Raw genomic sequence first — 24,401 nt, 5'->3', positions numbered from 1 at the left:
TCACACCCGCTCCACGTGACGCGCCTGCGGCTGCGCAGGCGCCAACCCCGACAGCGCAGGTCGGCGGCCGGACAGGTACAGGCCAGCCAGGACGATGACGCCGAGGGTGAGCCAGGCCAGGCCGAGGCGCTGGGCGGCGATGTTGGCGTTGACCACCACCCACACCAAGATCGTAAAGCCAATCGCGGGCATGAGCAGGTGCGCCCACCAGTTCCCGCTGCGCTTCCGGATGAGGTGATGCACCACGACGGACACGTGCAGGACCAGGAAAGCGACCATCGCCCCGAAATTGATCAGCGACGACAGCAGCGTGATCCCATCCGCACGGGTCGCCATGTACAGGCCCAGCGCCAGGGACACCGCGCCGGTGAGCAGCGTCGCGTTGATCGGCACGTTGCGGCGGATCGACACCTTCGCCAGGAACGCCGGCAGCTGCCGGTCCCGAGCCATCGCATACAGCAACCGAGACGTGGCGACCTGCGCAACCATCGAGTTCGGCAACCCCCACGCGATCGCCGTCGCGACCGCGCACACCGTCGCCAGCCACCCCCCGCCAGCCACGGAGGCGGCGTCGTAGAAGGCGGTCCCGTGCGTATCACCCTCGGCGAGGAGCCTGCCCGGGTCGGGAACGAGCATCGCGGCCAGCCACGTCTGCGCGACGAACAGCACACCCGCCAGTACGAGGACCGTGGCCATCGCGCGCCCGATCTGCCGGGAGCCACCCTTGGTTTCCTCGGCCAGCATCGAGATGCCGTCGAAGCCGAGGAAGGACAGCACGGCGATCGACACCGCTCCCGCCACCAGAGACCAGGTGAACGTGTCGGAGTCGTAGAACGCGTCCAAGCTGAACCGGCCCTTCCCGGTCGCGAGGGCCCAGCCGGCGACGGCCAAGAAGACCGCCAAGATGATCAGCTCGCCGACGAGCATCACCCGGGTGACGGCCGCCGTCATGCGGATGCCGACCGAGTTGACGATCGTGTTGACCGCGACGAAGCCGAGTAGCCACAGCCACACCGGCACCGACGGAACCGTGGCGTGCATCGCCACTGATGCCACCAGGTACAACAGCCCCGGTACGAGCACGTAGTCGAGGAGGATCACCCAGCCGGCGAGGAAACCCACCGGTGCGCTGATGCCCCGGCCGGCGTAGTTGTAGACGCTGCCCGACATCGGGAACGCCTTCACCATCTGCGCGTACGAGAACGCCGTGAACACCAACGCCACGACACCGACCGCGTACGCGAGCGCCACCATCCCGCCGGAGCCGGCGTACACGCTGCCGAAGATCGCCATCGGCGCGATCGGCACCATGTACACCAGGCCGTAGGCAAGCAGGTCCCGGAACCGCAAACGGCGGCTCAATTCTTGGCGGTAGCCGTAACGCATCAATTCCTCTTGCAATTGCATCGAAGTCCTTCCGATTCATCTCGTATTGGTTCGGGCAGGACAGCCATCGCCGGTCAGGCCTGCGGGCCTTTCCACCTCGAGAGGGTCGCTCGGAATGGATAGCCGGGTCGATACCGGAAATGCGGACAGAGGAGTTGTCCGCATGAAGAGGGTTCTGCGCGGCGACCCGGCCAGCGGCCAGGTCGCACAGAATGTCCGGCGGCCGGGGCAGGCAAGTCCGGCGTAGAGTCGCCGATGTCCGAGGGACACTCGCCCCGGCCGGGCCGGCGACGGGTGGGGCATGCCAGAGTTGTTCGAGGAGGGCCGTGCAAGTGGCGGATTCTGTCGCCGCCGTCTCGTTGGCCGACGCTGTCAGCGCGTCTGTCAGCTACGACCAGCTTCGTGTCTCTGACGGCACGCTCTATTGGTTGGAAACCCGTCCGGACGCTGGCGGGGTCACGACATTGACGCGTTGGCGGGCCGACGAGGGCAAGTTCGATGCCAGCCCTGCGGGTTTCAACGTCACCAACAACGTGCACGCATACGGTGGCGGGTCTTTCGCCATCGCCGGGGAGTCGTTGTGGTGTGTCGGCGAAGGTGGCCTGTACGAGGGTCGTCATGGTGGTGAGCTCGACCTGGTCAGCCGGGCGTCCTTGGGAGATCTGACGCTCGGCGACGGCGAGTTGCTGGCGGTGCGAGAGTCAGACCACGGCGACGAGCTGATCGCGTTTCCACTCACGGGTGCACGACAGCTGAGAACCCTGGTCGCCAGCAGAGGTTTCCTGAGCGCACCCAGGCCAGGTCCGAGTTCCCTGGCCTGGTGTGCTTGGACCGAGCGCGACATGCCTTGGGATGCCTGCGAGGTATGGGTGGCGCCCTATTCATCGCACGGGCACATTGAGGCACCGGTCAAGGTCGCCGGCGGTGCCGACGAGTCAGCGATCGAGCCTCGGTGGGGACCCGACGGCGCGTTGTACTTCATGTCAGACCGCAGCGGCTGGTGGAGTCTGTTCCGCTGGGATGGAGACAAGGTCGAGGCGGTGGCATCCATCGCCGGCGAGTGCGCCGCAGAGCCGTGGGAGCTGGGTTACGCGTCATACGACTTCCTCGACGACGGTCGAATCGTCGTGGCAGTGCAGGACGGGCCGCGACACCGACTCGTTGTCATCGACACTCGCGGGGCCGTCCGCCAGGTGAATCTGCCGTACACGTCGATCAAGCCCTATCTGGCCGCGCTGGGTACGACGGTGGCGTTGATCGGTTCGTCACCAACGGCGGCGCCCCAGATCGCGCTCGTTCACCTAGCCGATGACGACCCGCAGGTGGAGGTGCTTGCCCGATCGGAGCACTCCGGGCTTGCCCGGGTAGAGGTGTCGACGCCGACAGAGCTGCGGGTCCGCGTCACAGATGGTCGTGAGGTCGTGGCGCTGGTGTATCCACCGACCGGCTCACCGGCGTCATGGCGGGCTCCCGTGATCGTTCGGGCGCACCCTGGGCCAACCGCATCCTGCCTGCTGCGCCTGGACTGGCAGGCGCAGTTCTTCACCAGTCGCGGATTCGCTGTCGTAGACGTGGACTACCTCGGCAGCACGGGGTACGGCCGAGCCTTCCGGGAATCTCTGTATGGCCGGTGGGGCTTGGACGACGTCGACGACTGCGCAGCAGTGGCGAACCAGATCCTGACGGCAGGACAAGCCATTCCCGGACAGGTCTTCATCCGCGGTGCCAGCGCTGGCGGATACACCGCGCTGCACGCGGTGGCGCAGGATGGTCCGTTCGCTGCTGCCACCGCCGTTTCAGCGATCGTGGATCCTGACCGGTGGACCAAGACTGTGCCCCGATTCCAGCGTGCGCATGCCATGCGGCTTCGCGGCGGTGCCGGGCGAGTCGATGCCGCTGCCGTTCAGCGACCTGTGCTGTTCATTCACGGCACTGCCGATGAGGTGGCCGTGGCCGAGGACGTACGGGAGCTTGCCGATCAACTGGAGGCTCGCGTGGTCCCTCACGAGCTGCTACTCCTCCCCGACATCGGCCACTACGTGGCAACATCCAAGCGGGCGGGTGCGGCACTGGAGGCGGAATTGGCTCACTACCGCGCAGCGATAGCAGCTGCTGCGGCCAGTCGAGGCGGTCACACTGCCGCGAGCGGCAGCTGATGGCGAACGTATTCGCCGAACTCACGAACCTCCAGCTCGCATCGGTAGGGCTCAAGGTCCGCTTGGATCTCGACGACGCGCTGCAAGCAACGGTGCGAGGCGGTCTTCGCCGCATGATCTACCGCCTCCCGGGCGGCAACGCATGCTTCATCAATGCGGCCGGCGGCGGCCAACGACGAGGCCAGTAGCGCGGTGTCGATGGCAAGACGACGGACGTGTGTTGGGCTCAGCGCGGCGAGAGCGTCGCCCAAGTGCCGTTGGGTCTGCTGCGGTCTGCCCAGGTCATGGAAGCAGTGGGCGATCTCGTCAGCCAGATACGCCGGCGTGAAGTACCGAATCCACATCGGCTCGTCCTGAGGCCGGCTGCGGGCCAGCTGCCTTTCCGCGATGTCGAGGTGGCTGAGGCATTCGCCTTCGCGTCCGAGTCGGGCGTGCGAGCGTGCCACCACGGCGTGCAGCCCTGCCTTGACGGCTGGCGTCGCCAGATCCTCACCGCCTCGCACCGCTGTGAGCGCCATCCGCAGGGCCGGCTCGGGGTGACCGCAGTGCAGCGCGAGGTGGCCGATGTTCACAGCCAGCAGGTAGCTGCCGTAGACGCGGTCGTCGGCGGCCTGCGTCAACCGCAAAGCACGTAAGTAGCGGCGCTGCGCGAGACCATGGGCACCGGTATCGACCGCCTGGTAGCCACACAGCTCGAAGAAGCCAGCCGCCAGCGTGTACAGGCGCCGACCGATCGCCTCCGAGGTGGGGGTGTTTGCCAGCAACCGGTTTAGCTCACCCTCGACGTATCGCTGCACCTGAGCGTGGACTCGTCCAGCACCGTGCGTGTGGTCCAACTGTCGGAACATCGCCAGGGCCGTCTCGGCGGAGAAGAGGTCCTCTTCGCGGACCTGATCAGGCGAGCCGGGCCCTCCGGTCATGGACAGGAAGGGACCGGCTGAGGCGTTCAGCCAGTCCAGGGCGGCGCGATCAAGGACCCCTGGTTGGAACGGAACCCGGATGACCATCTCAGACGCCCCCGACGGCTGCGCCGAGGAGGTAGGCAGCAGATTGGCGACGCCGGCATGGCCAGCCGGCGAGAAGGCCGAGGGCTCGCCCTCGCTATTCGGCCTCTTCTCAAGCAGCGGTAGCAGCCGGTTCAAGGCACCGTCGGCCGCCAGCGCCTTGTCGCATGCTTCGACGAACTCCCGGGAGGGGAATCGCTCCGCTGTCTCGACCCGACGAACCAGGTCAGCACTGAATCGGATCATGGCGCCTAACCGCGCCTGGGAGAGGTCGGCCCGCTCCCGCAGCCGGCGTAATTCGGCACCGAAAAAGTGGCGCTCGGATAGGGACGGTTCCAGCGTCCGCGGGGCCTGACCCATGACACCGCCTCCTCAGGCCACTCCATGCCAAACGGCATCGAGCAGCATGGACATCGCGCACATAGGGTCACTCACGGTCCGGCAAGACGCAACCAAGCACGCCCAAACGTCGTCGGTGAGTGATCCGCATTGTCAGCGCGGGGCATGCGGACATCCGCTTCGTCCGCATGCCGGGGATTCACTCTTACGACTCCAAGGGGGAGCGTTGAGAACGGGGCGCTGACCTCCCGTCAGCTCCACCCTGGTTCATACGTCCCCTTGAAGATGCGGTGGAGCGCGGAGCGGGCGTACCCCTGATCGTCGGAGGGCTGCGCCAGTTGGCATCGGCCGCGACGGGGACGGGTGCCGAGCGCGACATCAGCCCATGCAAATAGAAGCCGCCGGACCTCGGGTCGCCATGCCGGTCGTATCGGCTTCACGCCCGCTTGCCGATTGCAGCCGCAAGGGAGAGCCGCTATGCCACCCGGAGCACCCGGACGATCGGGCGGAGCCGATTCCGCCCTCGCCGCTCAGATCGACCTGCTGGTCCGCCCTGGCCGGATGTCCCTAGGTCTCAACAATTCCGCCCACCTGCCCCACAAGGAGGCCATTCCTGAGCCGGGCCGGATCAGTAAGCGCATCATCACCAGCCCAGCTCAGATGCGCCAGGTCACTCAGTCGGCCAGCGGCGGCTCAGCAGCTTCCCTTCCGCTGCTGCTGAGCGTCAATCAGGAGGGTGGCCGGTTGAACGCGTTGGACTGGCCGGGCGTCACTCAGTTGCCCGGGAACCTGGCGCTCGGTGCGGCGGGGGAGGAAGGCTTGGCCGAGTCGGCCGGCGTGGCGATCGGTGAGCAGCTGCGGGCGGTCGGGTTGACCTGGAATTTGGCTCCGGTCTGTGACACCGCGTCGTGGCCGGCGTTTGCTGCGGTCGGTACCCGCGCTTTCGGGTCGGATCCTGAGCAGGCAGGGCTGCTGGCTGCAGCCTTCGTACGCGGACTGCAGGCCGCCGGCGTGGCGGCGACCGCCAAGCATTTCCCGGGTCTGGGCGGAGTCGGCGCAGATCCCCATCACGTCGCGCCGGTCGTTGACCTGCTCGGCCCAGGGGCGTTGCAGCCGTTCCGTGCGGCGATTGACGCGCAAGTGGCATGCGTGATGATCGGCAGTCATACCGTCCTTGCGCTTGACAATCGGCCGGCGTTGGCATCGCCGCGCGTGCTCGGCCTGCTGCGCGACGAGCTGGGTTTTGACGGTGTGGCGGTGAGCGAGAACTTGTCGATCCCGGCGGTGCACGAGCCGCTCGGTGGCCTGACCCGCGCGGCGGTCGCGGCGGTGGCGGCTGGCGTTGACATCGTGATGCTGGACTCGGAGGTCTCCCAAGGAGGGAACCCGCCGACAGAGCGGGCCGCCGTAGTTCGGCGTCGGGCGGAGGTCGTGCAGGCGCTCACTGTCGCTGTCGAACAGGGCGTGATCGACCGTCAACGGGTCGGCGAGGCCGCGGCCCGTGTGAAGGTGCTGCACCACCGCTACGGCCTGGTGCCCGACTCCGCCCGACCGGATTGGCCGCAGGCGAATGCGTCTGCCTTGCGGACGGCGGACCGGATCGCCGCGCGGTCGGTAACGGTGGTGCGCGGGGCCTCTCTCCTTCCGCTGCACGTTCCGCCCGGCAAGGTGCTGGCACTGGTGCGGGTGCCCGACGCGGGGCAGCGGCGGGCCGACAGCGCCCGCCACACGCCGGACTATCTTCCGGCGCTACTCGCCGCGCATCACCGTGTTCTGCAGGTCCCGGTCGGTGCCCCGGTGCCTGCAGCGGGCCCCGTAATCGTCTATGGCTACGACACCCGGACCACCACAGCGGGTCTGAGTGGGGCAGCCCGGGAGGCCATCCGGTTGACCGAGTGCGGGCGGGCGGTTGTTCAGGTGGCGCTAGGCGACGTTGACGACCTGGCCGGTTCACCCGCGCCGGTGCTGGTGGCCGCGTTCAGCCCGCACCGGCCCTCTGTCGCGGCAGTGGTCCAGATCTTGCTCAGCGACGGCCGCTCCCACGGCGTTTTGCCGGTGTGCGGTTCGCCATGGTGACTCGGGTGCCAGCGGGCCAGCTCGCCGGTTTCCTGCAGTGCCTGTACGAGGCAGCGGGGATGAACCGACCGGGGGCGAGGGTGATGGCCGACGCCCACGTGGAGGCTGACCTTCGTGGCATCCCCGGCCACGGCAGCCGACTGGCCCCTAACTACCTGGACAAACTCCGCACCGGGCGCCTGAATCCGCGTCCCTTGATCCGAACCGTGCCCGGCGGGGAGGCAATCCTGGTGGTGGACGCAGACCTGGCCCCGGGACCGGTAGCGGCCCGCTTGGCGGTCACCGCGGCGATGCTCCGCGCTCGGCGTTGCGGCGTCGCCGCCGTGACCGTTCGCCGGACCGGTCATGTCGGCGCGCTCGGCATCCCTGCCGCGCAGTTGGCCCGGCGCGGACTGGTGGGCGTGGCCGCCGCTCAGGCGTCGGCGCAAAGCGTGGCCCTGCACGGCGGCACCAGCATGCCGGTACTCGGCAGTAGCGCAATCGCGGTTGCCGTCCCGGGCCCGGACCCGCAACGCCCCGTACTGGTGGACCTGGCCGCAGCCGCGAGTTCCTGGGGCCGAGTCCAGCAGCTGGCTCGCGATCGACAAGTATTGCCGGACGGGTTTGCCCTCGACGCGGATGGACTCGCGGCCCACGCCCCGACCCTCGCTGCGGTCCTGCTGCCCGCGGGTGAGCGCGGCCAGGCTCTGGCGATCGTTTTGGAGCTGCTGGTTGGCGCGCTGACCGGTAGCGCCCCGTTGCCGTCTGGGGATGACGGTCGCGGCTTGCTGGTCGTAGCTGTTGACCCCCGCTGCCTCGGCACCGGCGATTCGCTCGCCGCCGGAGTTGCCACCGTTGCCCGCGCGGTACGTGACCAGGGCGCCCGGATGCCCGGGGACCGCGCCTGGTCTCACCGCGACCGGACCCGCCAAAGCGGTATTCCCCTCGACCCCGGCGATCTCAAAGCGCTCATCGACGCCGGCCGGCGCGCGCATGTCCGTGCTCCCCACGGATGGATCCAGCCCGACCCTTCCCGCTCCATCATCGGATCAGCAGAGGAGTAGCTGTGAGCAGCTTATCCAGCGCACTCACCGTCACCGACCCTCTATCGTTACTTCGCGGCGAGGCCCGTTCAGAGGTCGCCCGCGCCCTGCAAGCGATACTCGACATCGCCGACCCCTATCCGGTTGTCGACGCGGCGCGGCAGTTCGCCGACGGGCCGCTGCAGCGCGCCCTGACCGAGGTCCTCACCGGGCGGTTGCTGCATGAGCCGACCGGCCGCCGGGTCCCACTGCAGGAACTACTCACCCGCACGGTGACGCCCCTCACCCGTACCCACGGTCTCGACGCCGGCCAAAGCGACGCCTTGGGTTTCGCGCTGCGCTGCACGTTCGCGTGGCCCGGCGTCGTCGGCTCCCCGGACGCTCCACATGCGCTCAAGTCGGTGCTGCCGGCCGGGTTCGCGCCGATCGCCACCGTGGAGGAGATCGCGGCAACCCAGGCCGCAGCCGGTCCCGACGGGTTGAACACCAGCTACATGATCTCGCAAATGAAGGGCGGCATGTCGGCTGACTTTGGCATCGGCTGCCCCCTGATGTGCGCCTACTGCTACCGGCGCGAAGGGGACACCGTCGACGGCTACCTCGGCTCCTGGGAGCCGACCGGTTTCCTCGAACCGGAGGACGTCGTCGCGCGGCTGCTCTCCCACCCGTGGTTCACCCCACACCACACGCCCATCGGCCTTCACATGTCCACGTCCGAGGCGTTCCTGCCGAAGCTCTGGCCCCGGACCTGGCGCGCACTGCAGCTACTCGACGAGCTCGGCCTGACCAACCGGGTCTCGTGCATCACCAAGTACGCCCTGTCCGATGAGCAGATCGAATGCCTCGAATCCCTCGTCCACGTCGACCTCGACGTCAACGTCTGCTATGCCGCCATGCCCGAGTCGATCGAGCCACCCAACCGCGAACGCCGGCTGCGCTTCCTGCGCCGCATTCTGCAATCCGACAAGATCAACGTGCTGGCGTACTACCGACCGATCGCCGAAGGGCTCAACACCACTGATGCGCACCTGCGTCACGTCTGGCAGACCTTCAAAGACGCCGGCGCCCGCACCGTGGTCCTCGGTGGGCTCAAGTTCGCCGACGACCACGTCCACAGCTTCATGAGCTACGGCCTGCCCCTGCCCACCGGCTCGTTCAAGCCAGGCAAGAAGCTGCTCACCGCCGACACTGAGGCGCGGATCATGGGCGCTTTCGCTGAGGTGTACGCAGATGTGCCCGCAGACTGCCGTCCCGCCGTACTGAAGAGGTCCTCGTGTGGTCGAGCGGTGGAACGCGGCAGTTACATCCCCGACTACAACGGCCACTACGACCTGCCCACTACCAACTGCCGCCTGCGCTGTCCCACCGCCCAGCATCAGATATGCGCCGCAGCACAGCCGCCGGAGGAAGAGACGGTACGACAGTTGCTCGCTCGCATTGGCCGCCCCGATGCCCGCCTGGACATCACCTCTACTACCACCGTGATCCACGCACCACTGAGCCAGTTCGAGCGGACATTCCTGCGCCAGAACCTGCTCTTCCCGGTCCACACCGCCCGGCAGGCCGCCGAACTCGTCGCCGGAAGGCTCGCGCGATGACCGCCGCCCGGCCCACCCCAGTCCGGGTCTTCGAGCCCTTGGGTAAGTCCCCGTTGTTGCACCGCCTCGACGCCGAGGACAGCGACCTCGCCGTGCTCCTGGCCGCGACTGCCGACCCGGAGCCGGCCACCGTACGCGCGCTGCTGTCGATCACCGCAATGCCAGCCGCGGATCGGGTCGCCAGAGCACTCGACGACCGCACGGACCTGCCACTAACCTCGCTCGCGTTGCTGGTTGCGCACCGGCCCGACGTCAAGCGGGCAACCGGCGCCCTACGAGGCAGGCTCTTCCCCGACGCTGCCGCGCCCGGCACGTGTCACACCTTCGCTCGCACTGTCGCCGCCCTGGCCCACCAGCCCGCATCGGTCGACGACGCCTACCTGAGTGGCGAACGCTTCCGCGAGTCCGCCGCAGCTGCGGATCCAGCCGTACTTGGCGAGCTTCTTGCCCCGTTGCTGGACGCAGACACGCTCAGCGATCCGGCCGAGACGGGGCTGATCGCGTTGCTCGATGCCCGCGCCAGCCGCGCTCCGACAGCCCAGGTCGACCTAGCTGCCACTGCCGCTCTTACCCGTGCCCGCCGCCACCGGGTACGCGCCGGGCTGATCGCGCGGCGCGAGCAGACGGTCCGCGACCTGGCCCACCACACCGCCGGACTGACGCTGGCCGCCGAGCTTTGGTTCGATGCGATTACAACGGCCGCCGACACCCCCGCCCAGGCTAGTCAGGCCCTCGCCATGACCGAGGATGCTGCCGACACTCTCGCCTCCGGCGGAGACTTCGGCTGCGCTTGGCCCGCCGTACGGAGCCGCTGGCAGCAGGTCACTGCCGCCCGCACCACCCGCACCCACCCGAGCGGCTGGGAAGAGGCGTGGCAGGCAGCCGAAGCCACCGACGACGGTGCCCGCTGGGACGACACCCAGCGTGCCCTGGTGACCGGCTACGACCTGCTCGTCGAACACGTCCGTACTACCTGGCCGAGAGCTGACGTCCCACCCACCCCTGACGAATGCTGGGCCGCCGACCTGACCGGTCGCATGCTGCTGCACATTGTCGCGGACCACCTCACCGGCCACCAGACACACAGCCCTCTCCCGCACTACGACGACCGACTCCTCATCGCCTTCGTGCACGGCCTTGCCAAGAACCGCCGCGACAGCATCCCTGCGGACCTGCACGTCACCGGCCTGATCGCCGCCATCAAGGCCGCCCGGTCCAAGGCCGCCCTCCTGGCCCGGGCCGTTCCCGCCGACCTCGGCATCGTCGTGCCGATGCGCGCCGAGACGCAACGCCTTACGCGCGTCCTCAACGGAGACAACGCGCTTACTGCCAAGGTCGCCCAACTGGGCTGGCTCCTGGCAGCGCACCCCGACGCCCGCGCCGATCTCCTGCTGGTCGACGAGAGCACCGACAGCGCATCCGCACGTGCAGCCGCTGAGGCGATCCAGGCTGATCACCCGCAGATCCGCGTGACCATCGCCGCCCGCCCCGACCGCGGCAGCGCCAAGGGTGGCGCCGTGCTGTGGGGTCTCGCGGAACTCATCGGCGCCGGCCGGACCATCCTGGCCTACACCGACCTTGACCTCACCTACCCGCTCGACCAACTCGGTCTCCACATCGCTGCCCTCGACCAGCCCACCGTTGGCGCCGTCATCGGCTCCCGCCGCCGACCCGACTCCCACGGCTACTACCCGTCCGCTGGCCCGGCCCCGACATCTCTGCTCTACCAGCGAGCCGTCCGGGACCTCCTGCAACTCGACACCACCGACCCGCAGGCCGGCTTCAAAGCCTTCCCTGTCGCCGCCCTACGCGCCGCACTGCCTCTCGTCACCGACCAGAGCCTGGCGTTCGACAGCGATCTGCTCGCCGCCATCGGGCGCAGCGAGTACACGGTGGCCGAGGTCGGGATCGCCGCTCTCCACCAGTACGTCGAGGGCCCGCGGGGAACCCCGCGGGACTACGACGCCATGCTGAACGCCGTCCACCGGCAGGCACTGCGCCATGGTCTCGATCCCGACCTTCGCCGTACGCCGACGTGGGATCGGATCCGTCACGCTGGCTCCCTGGCCGCAGCCGCCGCCGAGCGTCCTACCACCACCCTGCTCATGCCATCCACCCCGCGTTAATGCGATGCCGCGGACCGCCGGCACTGAAACGCCGGCGGTCCCCGCTCGTTGCGCGTGCTCCATGTGCCATGAATCTGGACCGACAGACCGTAAACTGGGCAGACGCGTCCCGGCTCACCGTCGCAACACCCTGACGGCCGGTGCACCTCCGACCGAAAGGCGAGTCAGTGAAGGCCGTCATCGCTGTTGCCGGCATGGGCAGCAGGTTCTTCCCGATCGGCAAGACGATCAACAAGTCCATGCTGCCGATCCTCAACCATCCGGTCCTGGCCTACGCGGTCGCCGACTGCATCGCAGCCGGTGCCCGCGAGATCGCGATCGTCACGGCCCCCGGCGAAGCCGGCCGCCAGGTGCGCCATTACCTCAGCGAGGACCACGACCTCAAGGCATACTTCAACGCACGAGGCTGGCAGGACAAGTACGCGCCTCTCGCCGATCTACACCACCAGGCCGACTTCACGTTCCTCGAGCAGCCCCGCGACGACCGGTACGGCACCGCGCTGCCTGCCATCATCGCCGCCGAGTTCATCGGCAACGAAGACTTCCTCCTTGTCGCCGGCGACGATCTTCTACTCCGCGCCGACGGTGGATTCGACCTCGCCGACCTCGCGGCCGCCCGGGCTGCCGCCGGCACGCCGGCTGCGCTCGCCGCCGCTACGGTGCCGGGCGCTGAGGCCCATCGGTACGGCATCCTCCACCCACGCACCGCCGCAGCAGGCCATCACCTGCTCGACGAGCTCCTGGAGAAGCCCGACAGCTACGGCGAACCGACCGCGTACATCAACATCAGCCGCACCCTGCTACCCGCCCACGCGGTGGCCTATTTCCAGAAGCTAACCCCGGCCTCTAACGGCGAGTACCAGGCCACCGACGCCGTCGCTGCCTTCGCACGCGATCACGACGTACTGATCCAACCCATTACCGGCCAGTACCACGACTGCGGCAACCCCGCCGGCTGGCTCGCGGCCAATAACGCTGCAGCCGCAATCCAAGCTCTCACGGTCACTGGCCCGCGCGACTGATCTGAGGGGCACGGCGACATCGTCGCCAAGCTTCCCGATGCCCTTGACCCCATCGGTTGGTAGCCCGACATCCGGCCCTGCGGGCTCCTGGGCCCCCGCCGCGCACGGACGGCCGGTCTTCCGCACGGGCTCCGGCTCGGCGGCCAGCGAGTCGTGTTGGATACTCTTCCCGCTCATTCCGGCCGCTGCTGAGGTGGCCGGATTCGCCGCATCCGACGGCGCATGAAGCTACGGGAGGAGGAGGCGGTCGTGGCATCTCCAGTTCGAGACCATCGCGTGCAGGTCGTGCAAAAGTGGGGCTTCGGGATGGCTCCCGTCAAGCCCGATGTTCAGCAGAAACGACGTCAGTCGGTAGCGGCCGTGCTGGACTACCTGCAGAACGCTCAGAGTGCGTCCAGCCCGTCACTGCTGGAGGCCCTGTCGGAAGTCAAGGGGCTCTACTCGCGCTGTCACAGGCAGGACCAGTGGGACTGGTTCACCGTGTGGCAACAGTTGGGCCGCCCTGGACGTAAGCGCTGCCTACAAGCTGGTGATGCGCTCGGTCGCCTACGGACCGCGATCAGGGATGGCGACGATGCCACCGCTGCGAAGCAGCTCACGCTCCTGACTGACGCGGACGTGCAGGTCCATCTGGCCGGACTCGTCGGGGAACAGCCGCGTGAAACGCCAGGAGCTGGCTACATCTACGTGCTGTCGACTCGCGAGCAGCCTCGGATGCTCAAGATCGGCTACACCGAGCGGACCGTCGAGGAGCGGGTGAAGGAGATCAACCGGGCGACAGGCGTCGTTATCCCGTATGGCGTGCGCGCCTTGTGGGTGGTCGCGGATGCTCCGTCAGTAGAGGCTGAGCTGCACGATCGATTGGCACCCTACCGGGTGCGCAAGGACCGCGAGTTCTTCGACCTCGACTTCCGCGACGCGTCCGCCCTCATCCAGGGCTACATAGATGGTCTCCGACGCGAGGACTGAAGTGATCGCCCGTGGCGAGCAGTTGATGGAAGGCCACACGTTCCTCCCTTAGATCAACGGGCCTGCCCGCCAACTCAGCCAGGAGTTCCGGTAGGCGCCACGTCGTCAGGTGTGCGTAGCGGGCGTTGTAGACGCCGACGGCTTCGATGGCGACCTCGTCAGGAAAGTCCAGCAGTACGTAGCCGAGCAACTGCATGATGGTCGGCGCTTCCAGTGATGACCGCCGTGTCCCGTCGCGGCGCTTGCTGCCGAGGCTCGTCTTGAGTTCGAGCAGCAGGCCTGCGGCGATCAGGTCGGCGTCGGCGTTCATCAATGATGACCCGGCGAAGGTCGGCCCGAGGGCCCAAGCGCCATGCCGCGCTGACAGGGGACGGCAGGAGGCTCCGCTCGGCGAAGGAGCGTAGAGCCTGGAGCTCGTCGAGGGCCGCGGGTGGGGCGAGCTCAAGTAGCTTCTCGGCGGTGATCGACCTTGGGGCCAGGGCCATCAACGGGGATCCGGGTGTGGGACCGACCCGGTATAGGTCGGTGAGGAGCGCCAGCGCCCAGCAGGCCCGGGCAACGACTTGATGGTCGGCTTCGCTGCCTGCGGCCGGCCCCGTGAACCGGACGGTCCCCACGTCTCCGCTTTGGGAGTAATTCAGCGTGCGCGCCAGTTCGTGGACCGCGTGCCGGAGCGGGGGAGTGCGCGCGCCGAGCAGTGCCAGGCGCAGATCCGGACGGGGGTGCACCATGAAGCGCACCATCCAGTCGAAGGCCGAACCGATGGTGCCGGGGTTCGCCTGGCTCCCAGGCACGACAAGGGAGCCCACGGATTCCCGATACCGTGCCTGCAGGTCCTGCCAGCGGCCGAACCGCTCCTGAATGAACAATCTCGCTGGCGAGGCTCTGTTGCTCAAAGCCACGGTCAGCGCCGGCCAACCACTGATGATGGTCATGCTTGGACCACCGGGAGCCGTCGTCGCTGCCCGTCACTGTCCATCATGGCCGGATGCTATCGAACAGCGCGGCATCCGAGCTGCCCGTTATCACCGGACCGTCGATGGGCGACGACCAGCCGGCTGCTGTAGGCGAGATCGGTTACCACCAACAGCAGCCGGCTGGGCTGGCGATCAACGAGCGGCGGCCATGAATTCGTTCTGCGCCTGCCGGAGGCTGCTGAGGTCGTTGGGGACGGGCATGACGCCGTAGCGGTCGAAGGCGTCAACGCTCGCTCCAAGCGACGGCGGCGACTGCCGCTGCCACTCGGCCAGCGGCACGCTCGAAGCAGTCAGGCGTAGTGGCTCGGCGAGCCGGGCGAACTCCACTTGCTGCCACTCGCGTAGCTCGTTGCCACGCCGCGCGGAATCCACCAGCGAGGCGGCGACCTCGGTGGTCGTGGCCGTCTCGGTGACCACCCGAACCCGGTGGTCGTGGCTGGCCTGCGGGACCTGCCGACACGTCTCGCAGGTCGTCGGAGAACGGTACGGCCACCGCGCCGCACTGCCGCTGGGCCGACACTCGATCATGAACGGCGACGTGGCCCAGCCGCAGTGTTCCGCACGCACAACACACACAGGTCGAGGTCACCGGCGATGTCCTGGCCCTGCCACTGCTGCTCCCACTCCGGCGTACGGGGCTGGCAGCGGCACCGCTGCTCGTGCGGGGCACCGTCGCGGAGGTGCCCACAGGTCAGGCAGACCGCGAAAGCGGCCAGGTTCAGCTCTTCGAATGGCACGGTGAACTCGCTCTCCGGTGCCACGAGGCACCCGCTCTTGCCGTACCGCAGCTTGCGGTCGGCCTGGTCTTCTCCCGGAGGCACCGTGCGCGGGTGGCGCGGTTGCCGGGTCAGCAAGCCGGGAGGCTTGACGCTGACCACTCTTGACGCCCAGGAAGCATAGAGATCATCGAGGCCGGGAGCAACCCCGGCCAACACGCGGAGGAGACCAGAGCCGACGGCGATGGCGGATTTATCCGTCGGTGGCGAGTCGGAGCCGGGCAAGCAGTTCCGCGACTTCCCGGGTCAGCTCATGGTCTGGGCCGTAGACCACGCAGAGGTCGTCGTGCAGCGGTTGCAGCTCGTCCGCGGCCTCGGCGGCCTTGTCTTCAGAGACCAGCAGTATGCCGATGTTGAAACGTAGGTCGAGAGCCGTGGGGGAGATGTCGCCGGAGGCGCGTACGTGCGTCAGCACCTGCCGGAACTGGCGCAGGGCTGTCCCCGAACCGGTAGACCCCCTCAGGCAGGCTGACCGTTGAAACGACGATTTTCCTGACCCGCTCGACTGCGCCCGCAGGATCGGGTAGATCGGTACCGAGGGCCAGTCCGTCAGTGAAGAGCCCGGTAGCGTGGAGCCGGAAGAATCATCATGTGGGTGGTTCTGATGGTCAGATGGCCTGACTGGGCTACATCGATCAGCTGTGCTTGCGGGGACGCCCGCGCTTCGATTTCACGGGACGCCAAGCGCGTAGATCCTCCTCAGTGACGTCCCACCGGACCATCAAGTCGTCTAGCAGTGTGCGGTGGCTCTCGTACTGCTGGTCGCTACACCATTGCTTTACCCACGGCAGCAACTCGAGCAGCCCGGCGAGCAGCGGAAGGCCGTCCTCGCGGGTCGGCGCGGCTGATGCGAGGCTGGACAGCACCATTGCTCGATCCTCGACGGGCCAGCCGGCCCACCCCACCATGGCGTCCTTGATGGCGCCTCCCGAGCGCGCATAGGACACGAACCGTTCGCCAGGCACGTCGTACTTGCCACGGTGTCGCCAGTAGCTCACCTTCAGGAAGTCGGCGCTGCTGTATTTCGGTGGCATCGGGGCCGGCCCAGTAAGACCCAAGTCCTGTTCCCGTTGTAGCCGCCACGTCTCCTCCCACTGAGCGCGCTTGGCGATGCCCGAGTCTCGATAACGTAGGGCGGCGAGGTGGGGGACGACCTCGTCCGCGAACAGGTCTCTCACGACGTCGACCAGCGGTTGGCCTGGTGCGTACAGTTCAGCGGCCTGGATGAACGCGGGGTCCTTGCCCAACAGCTCGGTTAGCGCCACGATTGTTCGCGGTCGTGCACGCCTTGCGCCGTCTGCGTTCTCGTACCAGAGCTCGGCCGTCTCGCACCTGTCGAGCAACCAGGTCCGCACCGCTCCGGCCGCCATGGCGTCCCAGCCGGGGGAGGCCCATCGTCGTTTGAACTCCGGCCGCTCCAGAGTCCGCAGCCGACTGTCCCGCTGCATCGCGTCGATGCGCCGCTCGACCACCTCGCGGTAGGACGCTGGCCAGTGGGCGGGCAGATCGGTGGTCGGAAGAGCGCCGTGCCGCACAAACCAAGCAGTGTCCAGCTCGCCGGCGACCATCTGCCGGGCCATGACGATCTCGAATGCTCGCTCGCCGAAGGCCAGCGGCGGAACGGCGGAGGCAGGGGCCACTAGGCCCTCTTCCTCGGTTACGCCATACCGGAGATAGACCTTCCAGTCCAGTTCCTCCTGCAGGGCCACCATGCGGGCGCGGATAGCTTCCCAGCGGGAACGGGCCGTGGAAAAGCCTTCGCGGCTCGGGGACTGGTGGCTGAGGACCGCTGCGGGAGTGGCCTCAGACAGCTCCCGGGCGAGCCGGTCCAACTCATCGGCGTACGTGGTGCGCAGATTTTCCGGCAATGGGAGCTCGCGCAGCCGGGTTGCGGCGATCTCGTAGAAGGCGTCCCAGGGTTCGCCGGTGCCCGTCTGGTCGAGGCCCGGCCTGCCCTTGCTGTTGCTGCCCTGCTTAAGCCAGAAGCAGACTGAGGAACTGTTGAGCCATGCGGTCAGGTCGCTGCGGCGCTGTGCCGTGTCGGGAGGGAGCTCGATGATCGGCGCGGAGTGCAGTGGCACCTCATCCCTGTGCAGGGCAGCGAAGTGGTTGTGTGTGGCAACCCAGGAGTACGTGATCAGTCGGTCGTGGGTGCCCCTCCGACCGACGAACTGATGCCAGTCGTACCAAGGCCTTCCGCCCTTGTCGGAAGATCCAGCGAAACCAAGTGGTCGGTTCCGTAGCACCAGACCGTACGGCCATAGCCGTCGTAGATGCGCGGGGTGCTGCTCGATCGAGATGGTGTCGCCCGATGAATCGTACGGGCAGAAAGCGTAGCGGTCGGCCTGGGCGTTCCAGTCCCGGACCTCGGAGCCGGAGATGACGCCCACGAGGGCGTCGTCAGCAGGAATTCCGAGCGTCGCGAACGTGTGACGTGGTGCGGTGAAGATGTCGTCCGATCCGGTGTTAGCGAAGTATCCAATTCGCGCCACATAGTCGTTCAGTCGACGTGGCGCAGCGGCAACCTCCGCGAGGACCTCGGCCGCCTCGCTTGTCGCAATCGTCAGCGGAAACGAACGGAGCTGCTCTCGGCTGACGTAGCGAGACGCCGACCACGTGTCGGCGCGACCGGGATGCGCCGTTTGTCGCAGCAACGATCGCCAGACCGGAGCCCGAGCGGGATCGGACGGGACGGCCGGCTCGCCGCGCAGTCCGGTCACGGTGAGCACCGGCACCGCGTCACGTGGCGACTCGTTGCGGCCGATCAATATCACTGTGGGCGTGCCATGGCCTGGGATGAACGCGCCCGAAGTGTCGATGATGTGCGTGAGCGCGACCCGGTGCCCGAAGAACTCCTCGACAAGCCTCCGACCGAACTCGCGCTTCATGAACGAGTTGGACGTCAGTTGACCGACATGGCCGCCGGGCCGAGCCAACTGGAAAAGCCTCTGCGAGAAGGGGATCGTGAGGGCGTATCTGCCGACGCATGTGTCGTACCGGGCGCGGTAGACCTCGTCAAGGATCTTGTCCCGCACGGTGGTGTAGGGCGGATTGCCAACCACCACGTCGTAGTCGCCACCGAAGGGGTCCTCGACCAGCGAATCGGCGACGGCTACCGAGAATCGCCAGTCGAACCGGGCGACCTCGCTGAGCCTCGTGGCGCCACATGCGCGCACCGCGGCCATGAGCAGGCGGAACCGGGTGATAGCCACGGCGAAGGGGTTGAGATCTACCCCGTGCACGGAGCGCAGCGCACGACCGACCAGATCCTCGACAGCAACCGTAGGAGCGGCCCGCTGCCAGACGGAGAGCAGCCGCGTGAATGCCTCCAGGACAAAATGCCCCGACCCGCAGACCGGATCCATCAGGCGGAGGGCCTCATGCCCACGTTCCTGAAGGGCAGGTTCAAGCGTGAGATCCAAGATGAACTCGGTGACGAAGGCAGGCGTCTGCAGTAGGGCGTACTGCTTGCTGGCGCTCTCGTCGATGACCTGGTAGAGGTCGCCTAGGAAGCGGGTGTTCAAGTCCGTGGTGGCGAGGTCTTGGGCCATTCCGCCGTTCGCGTCGGGGCGGTTCCAGAAGGCGACCAGGTCGCCGGCCATCTGGTCCGAGACCGGCAGGTCGAAGATCGGGTTCTGACTGCGGTCGAACAGCCCGGTCCCCGGATCGACCGCCGCGAAGGACTCGAACCGGGAGAGGAGCCACGGCAGCTGCTGGTCCGGCGCCGCAGGTGCCGACTGTCGATCGATCAGGCGGTTGTCCTCCGCGAACCGCACGAACAGAGTGGCGAGCACCCACCCGACCGCTGCTTGGTCGACCTGCTCGTCCGAGACGTCGCTGGCCCCGGACGTGCGTAGGTCCTCCTGGACAAGCCGCACGAGCCGGCGCAGTTGGGTGGATAGCTCCGCGGTCGACACGCTGAGACCCGCCTCCTGAATATTCGCATCGTGTTAGAACACTGCTACTCTACCCCCACAGCTTCCCCTCCGTCGCACGCCACTCGCCTTCGACAGGCACGGACGTGCACCGGTGCCCGACAAGCATCCGGGAACAGCCGGAGACCACGAAAGGACGGATCGGCAATGACTCCTCCGACGCGCCCCCTCTGGCTCGCGGTGATCATCGTCTTCAGCCTCATGGTGGGCGCGGCCGCCGGACTGCTGACGGGGATGAGCTCGCGAGATCCGGTCGCCGGGATCTTCACCGGGGCCGCCGGCTTCACCGGCACCGTGCTCCTCCTGCTGGCGATGGCGGCGTTCCTCACTCCTTCGTCCGACCGGTCCTGAGGTTTCGGATCCGCAGCCCGAGTCGTCCGCGAGCCGCTGGACCATGCCGGTCCAGCCGCGCTCGCGCGGTAGGCCCTTCGCGGATGTGCTGAGGCGCTCGGCACAGAATTCGGAAACGCCCCGCTCCGCAGTCGGCGTCTGTAAATCGCCCGTACCCGCCAACACCATCCGAATTCGAGTGCCCGGCTCCGCCGCCCGAACAGGCTCTACGTCTTTGAAAGAGCGGCCTGAGCCGGCCAGCACGGCCGTCAGCACCGTTGTTTCAACCATCCGTCTGAAGCCCTCTGGCCAATCAGCCAACGCGATTCCCGCAGATGTACATCTCCCTCGTAGGGCGGCAACTTGCGGAGCGGAGACGATAGCCACCCGCTACTGACCGGGTATGCTCCTGCGGCCCGGGGCAGTAGGTTCGGGGACGAACCAGGCGCGGTGCGGAGGGTGAACGGTGGCAGAGGCTGGGCAGGACCGCTGGATCGAGGTCTCGCCCTCGCAGTTTCCGCACGAAGCCGAAGGGTTGGCACTGGTCCGCGCGATCATGCCCGACGAGACGCCGTTTCGCGCCTGGTCGAACTTCGAGTTCCGTGATTCGCGGGGTCGATGGCACGAGGTCGACCTACTTCTGCTCGGTCGCAAACAGCTCCACCTCATCGAGCTCAAGTACTACTCTGGCACCCTCCGCGGCGATGATCAGCGTTGGGCTCGCGACGGTCGGCGCCCCGAAGATTCGCCGCTCAAGCTGACCCGGCGCAAAGCGCAGTTTTTCGCGAGCAAGCTGAAGGACGAGCTGCGTCTGTGGGCGCAGGAGCAGAACGTTCAGATTCCCGACGAGCGAGACGTCATCCCGTTCGTGCAGGAGGCGGTGTTCCTGCACCACCCCGACCTGCGCTGCGCCCTCAGCTCATCCAGCGCTATCAACCTCTACGGCCCGGATGACCAAAGCGACCGAAGCAACCTGGCCGGTATATCTGAACTGGTGCTCGAACCCGCGGGGCGGCGGGCGATCGGCCCAAACCAGGAACACATCCTGGTTAAGCTGCTTGAACGCATCGGCCTCGTACAACGTCGGGAGCGTGAGGCGGGGTCCTGGGTCATTGAGGACCAGGCCATCGACTCCGACGAGGGCTGGCAGGACTGGCTCGCCTACCACCGGGTGGTCCAGCAGGACCGTGCCCGGATCCGGTTCCGAGTCCTACCACCGGCCGCCGGCCAGCAGGAGCGGGCGTCGGCCCGGCAGATCGCGGAGCATGAGTTCCGCATCATGTCGAGGTTGCAGCACGACGGGCTGCTGCGCCCGCGTGACTTGGTCGAATCCGAACTCGGCATCGGGCTCGTCTACCCCTATGACCAGCAGTGGCAGCGCCTCGACCTATGGCTGGCCGGCCAGGATCAGGGTGTGCCGCTGGCAACGCAGTTGTCGATGATTCGCCAGATCGGCGAGGCACTGCAGTACGCCCACAACAACCGAGTCGTACACCGTGGGCTGATGCCGCCCGCGGTCTGGGTGCGTCCGGTTCCCGGCACCCAGAGCGACGTCAAGGTGCGGGTCGGTGACTGGCAGGGCGCCGGCAGCGTCCAGAACGGCTCGGCCGGCAACTCTTCCCTCCACGGGGTGACCTCGCTGGTCGACGCCGCCCTCGCGAATCACGGACCGGGAGCGGCCGAGGTGTTCACCGCCCCTGAAGGGGCGTGGAGCGCAGACGCCGACCGTATCCGGCTCGATGTTTTCGGCCTGGGGACACTCGCCTTCTACCTGATCACCGGGAGAGCGCCGGCACCCACTCGGAGCGCTCTCAAGCAACGACTGCGTGACCAGCACGGCCTCGACCTGGCGATCGAGCTGCCGCAGGTCCCGTCGACGTTGCGATCGCTCGTCCTCAAAGCAACCGATCCGGCGCCCAGCCGGCGGACGGCCGACGTCGCGACTTTCCTGTCGCAGCTCGCCGCAGCCGAGCGCGACTCCGCGACCTCAAGCGAGGAGACCGATCCGCTCGAGGCGACACCCGGTACGGTCCTCGATGGACGCTTCCGGCTGATCCGGCGGCTCGGGCAGGGCTCGACTGCTGTGGGTCTGCTCGTACAGGATCTGCACATCGACGGAAACGGCGAGTGTGTCCTGAAAGTGGCCCTCGACGACACCGCCGCGACCCGGCTCGACGATGAGGCGGAGGTGCTGCGTCGCCTCGACGCCCCCCGCATCGTGAAAGTTCTCGAAGGACCGATCGTCGTCGGCGGCCGGCGTGCCCTTCTACTCGAAAGTGCCGGTCCGGAAACTCTCACGACCGCGCTGCGGGCGCGTACCCGCCTGTCAATCGACCTACTTGAACGATACGGAACGGACTTGCTCGATAGCCTGGTCACGCTGGACAAGGCCGGGATCGACCACCGAGACATCAAACCTTCCAACCTGGGTGTACGGGAAAGCCGCAGCGACCGCACCAAGCATCTGATCCTCTTCGACTTCTCGCTGACCCGGGCCGCGGCCTCTGCTCTCCAGGCCGGCACCCCGCCGTACCTCGACCCGTTCCTCACCGGCACACGGGACCGGTACGACTCGGCAGCGGAACGATATGCCGCGGCCGTGGTTCTCTTCGAGATGGCGACCGGCAGCACGCCCGTGTACGGGGACGGCGAAGGTGATCCGGGGAGCATCCAGGACGAGGCGACCATCCGGCCGGAGATGTTCGACACCACGCTGGCTGGCGACCTGGTCGACTTCTTCCGCAAGGCACTGGCCAGCGATGCCAGCGCCCGGCACCACACCGCGGAAGGAATGCGGGCCGCATGGCTGACGATCTTCGCGCAGGACGCCACGACCGAGCCGGACGAGTCCTACGACGAGCTGGCAGCTCAAGCCGCACTGACCACCCCGCTGCGTGACTCCGGGCTGACTGCTCGCGCCTTGTCGGCGCTGGAACCCTATGGCGTCCAGACGGTCGGCGAACTGCTGACCGTTGACCCAGTGCAGCTGTCCCGCCTACAGGGCGTAGCGAATGCGACTCGTTTGCAGATCACCTCGCGTATCAAGGAGTGGCGCGCCCGGCTCGGGGCTGAGATCCGCACGACCGAACGTGGTGGCCCGGAGCTGACTCCCACCGACGCCGCCGATCTGTTGCTCCGCGTTGTCGCCACACCTCGCTCACCGTCACGCGGCGGAGTCGTCCGCCTGATCTTGGGATTCGACACGGCACTCGATGCCTTTGCGACGCACGCTCAGCTCGGAGCGAACCTCGATGAGCCGGTGCAACAGTCGCGCATCACGACGCTGCTCGGAACCCTGCAAGAGCGGTGGGCCGGGGACCGTGATGCGCGGGCGCTCCTCGACCGCTTGGCTGAGGCCGTCTCGGTCCGCCTCACCGAGCTCGGCTCGGTCGCAACGGTCGCCGAGTTGACTCGGACGGTGGTCGAAAAGCTCCGGCCCGGAACGCATCCGGACGAGCGGCTGGCTCGCGGCCTGCTCCGCTTCGCGTTGGAACGTCGTAAGGCGATGAACAAGGCCGACGGCTCGCAGCCCCCCATCTGGGTACGCCGGCGCGGGGGAGTGGTCACGCTGCTGGCTGAGGACCAGGCGCTGTGCGATGTCGCTGAGTCACTCGCAACGGAAGCGGACCAACTGGTTAAGGCAACCGGCGACCCCGCGAACGCGGTCATTCCGGCTCAACGCGCGCAAGCACGCCTCGAAGCAGCCGTCCCCACCGAAAGCGGATGGCCGACGGCCCTCGCCGACCCGCTGCGCCGGGTGACTCTGGCCGCCGCAGCATCGACCCACGCTGCTGCCTCAGGCGCTGGCGACCTACACCACCGCGATCTCACCGCCGTCGCGGCCTTGGCCCAGACATTCGCGGACTTCGGCGGACAGCAGCTCACCCCGGACGAGATTCGCGAACGAGTACGGGTCCGGTTCCCCGCAGCCCCGGAACTGCCGCGGAGGCCAGCGCTCGACAGCCTGATCACAGACGCCGGGCTCGGCTTGACCTTCGACGACCGGCTGCGGGTCTACCGGGCCCTCCACACGGGCGCTGCCACAACAGGGCTGGATTCCCGGTCGGCGACCAGTCTCGCGACGACCACATCCCCGGTAGGCGCCACGGGCGCGCTGGGCGCCAGGCTGGAAACCTCGATCAGCAGCCGCTCGTTCCTCGCGCTCGGCACCCGCGCCGATCGTCTTGGTCGGCTGATCGATGCGGCCCAGGCCAGATACGGGGCGACGACGGTCGACCTGACCGGAGCGTTGCTGGACGCGCTGCGCTCAGTGTCCGAGGCCGCCAACATGCCTTGGGATCTGGTGCGTGCCGCCGACGCCGAACGGGAGTCGAGTCGTCCCCGACGCGGTTTGGAAGAGCTGGTTCGCCGATCCTGGCCCGAGGTCGAGGCCGCCGTCGAGCGGGCGCTCGCTGCAGGACGTGAGGACTCGCCCGTGCTGCTCACCGATGCCTCGCCGCTCGCCCGCTACGACAACATGGCGCTGCTCACCCGCTGGACCGACCTAGCCGCCCCACGCCGCCGTGCGGTCTGGCTGCTCGTGCCGCAACTCAACGGCAACCACGGTCCTGTGGTCGACGGCCGGCCGGTCCCGCTTGCCGCACCCAACCAGTTCGTCAACCTCGACAACGAGTGGATCGACAGCACAGCTGCCCTGAGCGCAGCCAGCCAGAGGGAGCAGTAGC

General features: G+C 67.7%; 17 protein-coding genes and 1 riboswitch. Of the genes, 10 read left to right on the top strand and 7 right to left on the bottom strand.

From position 1 onward, the window contains the following. Complete coding sequence (locus AB0J36_RS00980; RefSeq protein WP_363659869.1) at positions 1-1,407, bottom strand: APC family permease; 1,407 nt, start codon at positions 1,405-1,407, stop codon at positions 1-3. A gap of 311 nt (positions 1,408-1,718) precedes the next feature. Here AB0J36_RS00980 and AB0J36_RS00975 point away from each other — a divergent pair, with 311 nt between their 5' ends. After that, positions 1,719-3,542, top strand: a complete 1,824-nt coding sequence (locus AB0J36_RS00975; RefSeq protein ID WP_363659868.1) for a prolyl oligopeptidase family serine peptidase — start codon at positions 1,719-1,721, stop codon at positions 3,540-3,542. Here AB0J36_RS00975 and AB0J36_RS00970 read toward each other — a convergent pair. Next, entirely contained in the window at positions 3,518-4,906 is a 1,389-nt protein-coding gene (locus tag AB0J36_RS00970) for a helix-turn-helix transcriptional regulator (RefSeq protein ID WP_363659867.1), read from the bottom strand. The genes AB0J36_RS00975 and AB0J36_RS00970 overlap by 25 nt on opposite strands. Positions 4,907-5,362: 456 nt before the next feature. On the opposite strand from AB0J36_RS00970, the gene AB0J36_RS00965 reads away from it, so the two are divergent. The 6 genes from AB0J36_RS00965 (at position 5,363) to AB0J36_RS00940 (ending at position 13,698) form a co-directional block, all read left to right on the top strand. After that, the gene (locus AB0J36_RS00965) at positions 5,363-6,961 is read left to right on the top strand and encodes a glycoside hydrolase family 3 N-terminal domain-containing protein (protein ID WP_363659865.1); all 1,599 of its coding nucleotides are present in this window, start codon (positions 5,363-5,365) and stop codon (positions 6,959-6,961) included. A gap of 5 nt (positions 6,962-6,966) precedes the next feature. Continuing rightward, positions 6,967-8,004: an Ldh family oxidoreductase gene (locus AB0J36_RS00960; RefSeq protein WP_363659864.1), complete on the top strand. Its 1,038-nt coding sequence runs from the start codon at positions 6,967-6,969 to the stop codon at positions 8,002-8,004. Positions 8,005-8,006: 2 nt separating this feature from the next. Then, positions 8,007-9,581 (top strand): hypothetical protein, encoded by a 1,575-nt coding sequence (locus AB0J36_RS00955; RefSeq protein WP_363659863.1) that lies wholly within the window; start codon positions 8,007-8,009, stop codon positions 9,579-9,581. Then, positions 9,578-11,707 carry a glycosyltransferase gene (locus tag AB0J36_RS00950; RefSeq protein WP_363659862.1) on the top strand — a complete coding sequence of 710 codons (2,130 nt, stop codon included), beginning with the start codon at positions 9,578-9,580 and terminating at the stop codon, positions 11,705-11,707. The genes AB0J36_RS00955 and AB0J36_RS00950 overlap by 4 nt, the downstream gene beginning before the upstream one ends. 167 nt (positions 11,708-11,874) lie before the next feature. Then, positions 11,875-12,729, top strand: coding sequence for a sugar phosphate nucleotidyltransferase (locus AB0J36_RS00945; RefSeq protein WP_363659861.1), 855 nt, complete (start codon positions 11,875-11,877; stop codon positions 12,727-12,729). Positions 12,730-12,951: 222 nt separating this feature from the next. Then, positions 12,952-13,698: a GIY-YIG nuclease family protein gene (locus AB0J36_RS00940; RefSeq protein WP_363659860.1), complete on the top strand. Its 747-nt coding sequence runs from the start codon at positions 12,952-12,954 to the stop codon at positions 13,696-13,698. Here the strand turns inward: AB0J36_RS00940 and AB0J36_RS00935 are convergent. Further along, the gene (locus AB0J36_RS00935; RefSeq protein WP_363659859.1) at positions 13,658-14,008 is read right to left on the bottom strand and encodes a hypothetical protein; all 351 of its coding nucleotides are present in this window, start codon (positions 14,006-14,008) and stop codon (positions 13,658-13,660) included. The genes AB0J36_RS00940 and AB0J36_RS00935 overlap by 41 nt on opposite strands. A gap of 678 nt (positions 14,009-14,686) precedes the next feature. Here AB0J36_RS00935 and AB0J36_RS00930 point away from each other — a divergent pair. Further along, the gene (locus AB0J36_RS00930) at positions 14,687-14,827 is read left to right on the top strand and encodes a hypothetical protein (protein WP_363659858.1); all 141 of its coding nucleotides are present in this window, start codon (positions 14,687-14,689) and stop codon (positions 14,825-14,827) included. On the opposite strand, the gene AB0J36_RS00925 is transcribed toward AB0J36_RS00930, so the two are convergent. The 4 genes from AB0J36_RS00925 to pglX form a co-directional block, all read right to left on the bottom strand. Beyond that, positions 14,808-15,203, bottom strand: a complete 396-nt coding sequence (locus AB0J36_RS00925; RefSeq protein ID WP_363659857.1) for a hypothetical protein — start codon at positions 15,201-15,203, stop codon at positions 14,808-14,810. The two genes, AB0J36_RS00930 and AB0J36_RS00925, sit on opposite strands and share 20 nt — an antisense overlap. Then, positions 15,200-15,412, bottom strand: a complete 213-nt coding sequence (locus tag AB0J36_RS00920) for a hypothetical protein (RefSeq protein ID WP_363659856.1) — start codon at positions 15,410-15,412, stop codon at positions 15,200-15,202. The genes AB0J36_RS00925 and AB0J36_RS00920 overlap by 4 nt, the downstream gene beginning before the upstream one ends. A 28-nt stretch (positions 15,413-15,440) precedes the next feature. Continuing rightward, a riboswitch (SAM riboswitch) is annotated at positions 15,441-15,561 on the bottom strand. Positions 15,562-15,644: 83 nt separating this feature from the next. Then, positions 15,645-15,866 (bottom strand): hypothetical protein, encoded by a 222-nt coding sequence (locus AB0J36_RS00915; RefSeq protein WP_363659855.1) that lies wholly within the window; start codon positions 15,864-15,866, stop codon positions 15,645-15,647. Between the two features lie 220 nt (positions 15,867-16,086). Beyond that, a complete protein-coding gene (pglX, locus tag AB0J36_RS00910; RefSeq protein WP_363659854.1) occupies positions 16,087-19,368 on the bottom strand; it encodes a BREX-2 system adenine-specific DNA-methyltransferase PglX in 3,282 nt (1,093 codons plus the stop codon). Between the two features lie 165 nt (positions 19,369-19,533). Here pglX and AB0J36_RS00905 point away from each other — a divergent pair, with 165 nt between their 5' ends. Further along, positions 19,534-19,737: a hypothetical protein gene (locus AB0J36_RS00905; protein WP_363659853.1), complete on the top strand. Its 204-nt coding sequence runs from the start codon at positions 19,534-19,536 to the stop codon at positions 19,735-19,737. Between the two features lie 445 nt (positions 19,738-20,182). Beyond that, the gene (gene pglW, locus AB0J36_RS00900) at positions 20,183-24,400 is read left to right on the top strand and encodes a BREX system serine/threonine kinase PglW (RefSeq protein WP_363659852.1); all 4,218 of its coding nucleotides are present in this window, start codon (positions 20,183-20,185) and stop codon (positions 24,398-24,400) included. Position 24,401: the final 1 nt, after the last annotated feature.

It is taken from the genome of Micromonospora sp. NPDC049662, from assembly GCF_040675055.1.
In the GTDB taxonomy this organism is placed as follows: Bacteria; Actinomycetota; Actinomycetes; order Mycobacteriales; family Micromonosporaceae; genus Micromonospora.
The sequence above is the reverse complement of the archived record's forward strand: the minus strand, read 5'-3'. Positions and strand labels throughout refer to the sequence as shown.